A 3,318-nucleotide genomic window follows, 5' to 3' on the forward strand; every position below is an offset into this window, starting at 1 on the left:
GCAAGGGTATGAAGGGAGAGTAAGAGAGCAGCGCTGAAAGAGAGAAAAACAAAAAGTAGTGAAAAGGGCGAATTCAAGGGGAACTCCTATTGAGCACTTGTTTGGCGATGTGTCCTACATCGCCTTGGCTTAAAATCGTTAATGCGTTAGGAAGGGAGAGGTTGCCGTGAACCATGTCGTAATCACTTTGCGGGCAAGACGCTTCATTGCACGCTTCTCCAATGGCCACAAACACGGGGACGTGGGTGATGTTAAATTGACGAAACCACTGTGGACTGATGGCAAAACCGCTATCAATGGCCATTTCTTCGTCGTCCGCTTCTAACAAACTCAGTATTCGAGAGGCTGTCGGTACCATGCCTTCTGGCAGTACCCCACGTATCACGAGAGGAACCTGATATTGCTGACTTTGTTTGAGTAGCTGTCTAAGCGCGTTATCTGGCATGGAAAGCGACACAAACACCATCACACCTTGCGCCTTTTTGTTTGGATTTTCCTGAGGCACCCCAAGAACACTCGCCAGTGGCGAGTCTTGCAACACGTTATCGAGGTGTTGATTCATCGACAACGCTTCTTGCTTATGTTGCTGACCTCGTTCAAGAAAGGTGGTCAGTTCACTGTGATTGGTTGGCGCTGCAATGGTCTGCTCTTGCTTGGCAAGCGCTTTGAGCTCTTCTTGAGAGTAACCCTTCTCGGCTAGTGAGAGAGGGCTAACCAGCAGAATAAGTAACAGCCATGAGGCTCTTGGGCTAAATGACATCGTCTCATTTCCTTATAAAAATACGCAATTACGTTTTCGCCAGTTCACAAAACCAAAGTTACCGCCGGTGGTTGGGTTGTCTTTACCTTGCTCCCAAAGTGACGAGGTGGTGCCATAGGGATAACAATGAGCGGCATCACCAATCGGTGCCGACAATTGATAGCGATAGCGACTTTTCGGCAAGATAGGCTCTGGCCATTGGTAACAGATTGCGCCATCTTCGCCCCGGGTTTCCCACACAATGCCTTGCCTGTGCATTTTAAAATTAAAACGCTCTAACATCAGTGTGCCAACTTGAGGGCCGGTATGAGAGTAAGCGCTATTACCGGTTAATGGGTAGACGCTGCCTTGTGAGCCTAAACACCAAAAAAGCGCATCAAAAGGCAAAACGCGCCCGGTGGTGGTCGCCATGGCTTCGGTGATGCAAGAGAGCTGCGTGATGGGGTGGCCAAACAAAATGGCTTCGGGGTTAAGAATGAACGACATCTCATCATCATCCCAAAACGGGTCAAGCTCGGTGAGGTAGGCCACATCGAAATTATCCGTGGCCATGCAGGCGGCCGACTGCATCAGTTGTAGCCAGTAAATCACCGGATATTTGTACCAATGCACGTGATAAAAAGCATTGCCGCTGGTTTTGCTGCTTGAGTCGTGCTGCGAGCCTCCTATTTGTTGGCTATTGTCATTACTCAACTGCATCCCCATGTTGACCATGCAATAAGGGACTCGCGTCACGTCCACCAAGGAATACGGCTCCCAATACCCAATGTTTAAGCCAATTTGCATAAAAATGGGCGGGGGTTTAGGACAATAGGAGATCGGCATGCTTGGGTTGGCGGTGTCAGGGTATGTCGAGCTAATGAGAGGCACACTGCCCAGTGTCATAGGAAATAGGCAGTCCCAACAAATATCAGACAATGGATTTAAGAAATGCCCCGTACAAGCGGCGGATTGAGCTTGGGTTTGCCAAGGAAATAGGAACAAACCAAGCAGTAATAACCCATGGGATCTCAAGGTCTTTCTCCTTATTTTGTGTTCGTCGCACTCTTGTTTATGGTGGTGAACGGCGTCACATCGATCTCTGTGATCTTCCACCGCGCTCCGTCTTGTTCAATCAGAGCGGGAATGTGTGAGAGTTGAAATTGACGGCTGTAGTGACCTTGTTGGTCAAAATAAATTCGGGCGTCAAACTCCGTGGCGACGTTTTCTGGACTGCCGTTGGTGAGGGTCCATTTTATCGGCTTATCTGCGCGGTATTGTTTAGCCCAAGCGCGCTGGCTTGGGTCGTCACCATCAAGAAAGACAATCACATACGAGTAATCTAATGATTGTTTGGGAATGTCGACTGGCCAAGTGTCGGTATCAAAAGGGTTGATGACGAGGCCTTTAGCATAAAGGAGGTTACCTTGTGCATCTTTGATATCGGTGGCCAGCTTTAATGATGGGTCGATGTAAAAGGTGTTGGGCGCGGTGGTGGCGGTCAACCCTTTAACGGGAGGGGGTCTTCGCACGTTATTTTCTACGTTCTCCACAAACTGCTGTTGCATCTTTGCGGTTTCTCCCGTGGCTTCTAAGTGTGTCAATCTGCTGTTAATCCATTGCAACATGTCTACCTCTGCAATAGGGAAAAGTTCGCCTTGACGCCCAAATTGTTGACTAAGAGCGGTGGGGGCGATGGCAAGTAAAGTGAGACCGAGCACCTTTGAGAGTGCTGTTGGTTTGATGAATGAATGCCCGTGAACAATCATAAGATCATGACTCCTTTTTAAGCGCCTCAATAACGTAATGTTGGATCTCGGTGGTTCTATCCGGTGCGCCGCTGATGAGCGCGCCTGGCACGATAATCACGAGATGGTGCGCTTGCGCGTATTCTTTCAAGAGCCGCCTGAGTTCCGTATCAAAGGTCGCCAATTGCGCGCTGTGCTCCTGATCGCTGAGGTTGGCTTCAATGAGTTGGTCTTGATATTGCGCTAACGTTTGTTCGATATCGAAGACCACGATTTGAGGGGCGGTGTTGAGCTTGACGGCCATCAGCGTGAACATCATCAACACTATGGCAAACAGGGCACCGACAAGACGTGTGTGACGGATGGATTTCATTTGGCCTCCTTACCATAGATGAGGGTGTTGAAGATCTCAATTTCTGGTCCGTAAAAATGCTCTGCGGTTTGATTGACCGCATCCATGAGTGGGACGCCTTGGTTCATCAAGGTTTCACAGTACTCAAACTCATGCGGCTCTGTCGAAAGGCACGCACGAGTAAAAGGATCGGCAAACAAGCGATGAAAGGTCGTTACATCACCGGTTTTTAGCATGACAGAGCTGTAACCGGCGATGGAGGACTTTTCAAAACTCTTGATGACAAATTGCTCATAGGGTGAAAAGTGTGAAGGATTGTCTTTGATGAATTTCGCCAATCCACTGCCTTGACGCAGAGTGATGTGAATGTCGGAGTTATTGAACGCAGCGAGCGCTTCAGGTGTGCTGTAAAAATCCTCAATCCCTTGCGTCACGGTGCAAAACGAACCCCCAAATTTTCGGGCGGTGCGATAACCGGT

At 49.0% G+C, this 3,318-nt stretch carries 4 protein-coding genes and 1 pseudogene; all 5 read right to left on the bottom strand.

Translation table 11 applies throughout. From position 1 onward, the window contains the following. Window positions 1–73 precede the first annotated feature (73 nt). The gene (gene trbC, locus AB4496_RS23970; RefSeq protein ID WP_017082646.1) at window positions 74–760 is read right to left on the bottom strand and encodes a type-F conjugative transfer system pilin assembly protein TrbC; all 687 of its coding nucleotides are present in this window, start codon (window positions 758–760) and stop codon (window positions 74–76) included. 12 nt (window positions 761–772) lie between these two features. After that, on the bottom strand, window positions 773–1,774 hold the full coding sequence (gene traU / locus AB4496_RS23975) for a conjugal transfer pilus assembly protein TraU (protein WP_220503519.1): 1,002 nt from the start codon (window positions 1,772–1,774) through the stop codon (window positions 773–775). Window positions 1,775–1,785: 11 nt separating this feature from the next. Continuing rightward, complete coding sequence (traW, locus tag AB4496_RS23980) at window positions 1,786–2,508, bottom strand: type-F conjugative transfer system protein TraW (RefSeq protein ID WP_102258057.1); 723 nt, start codon at window positions 2,506–2,508, stop codon at window positions 1,786–1,788. 4 nt (window positions 2,509–2,512) lie between these two features. Then, window positions 2,513–2,860 (bottom strand): TrbI F-type domain-containing protein, encoded by a 348-nt coding sequence (locus AB4496_RS23985; RefSeq protein WP_016800271.1) that lies wholly within the window; start codon window positions 2,858–2,860, stop codon window positions 2,513–2,515. Then, a pseudogene (locus tag AB4496_RS23990) lies at window positions 2,857–3,318 on the bottom strand (type IV secretion system protein TraC); the annotation flags it as partial. The gene AB4496_RS23985 and the pseudogene AB4496_RS23990, both read right to left, overlap by 4 nt.

Source organism: Vibrio sp. 10N.222.46.A1 (assembly GCF_041473595.1).
Classification (GTDB): domain Bacteria; phylum Pseudomonadota; class Gammaproteobacteria; order Enterobacterales; family Vibrionaceae; genus Vibrio; species Vibrio tasmaniensis_A.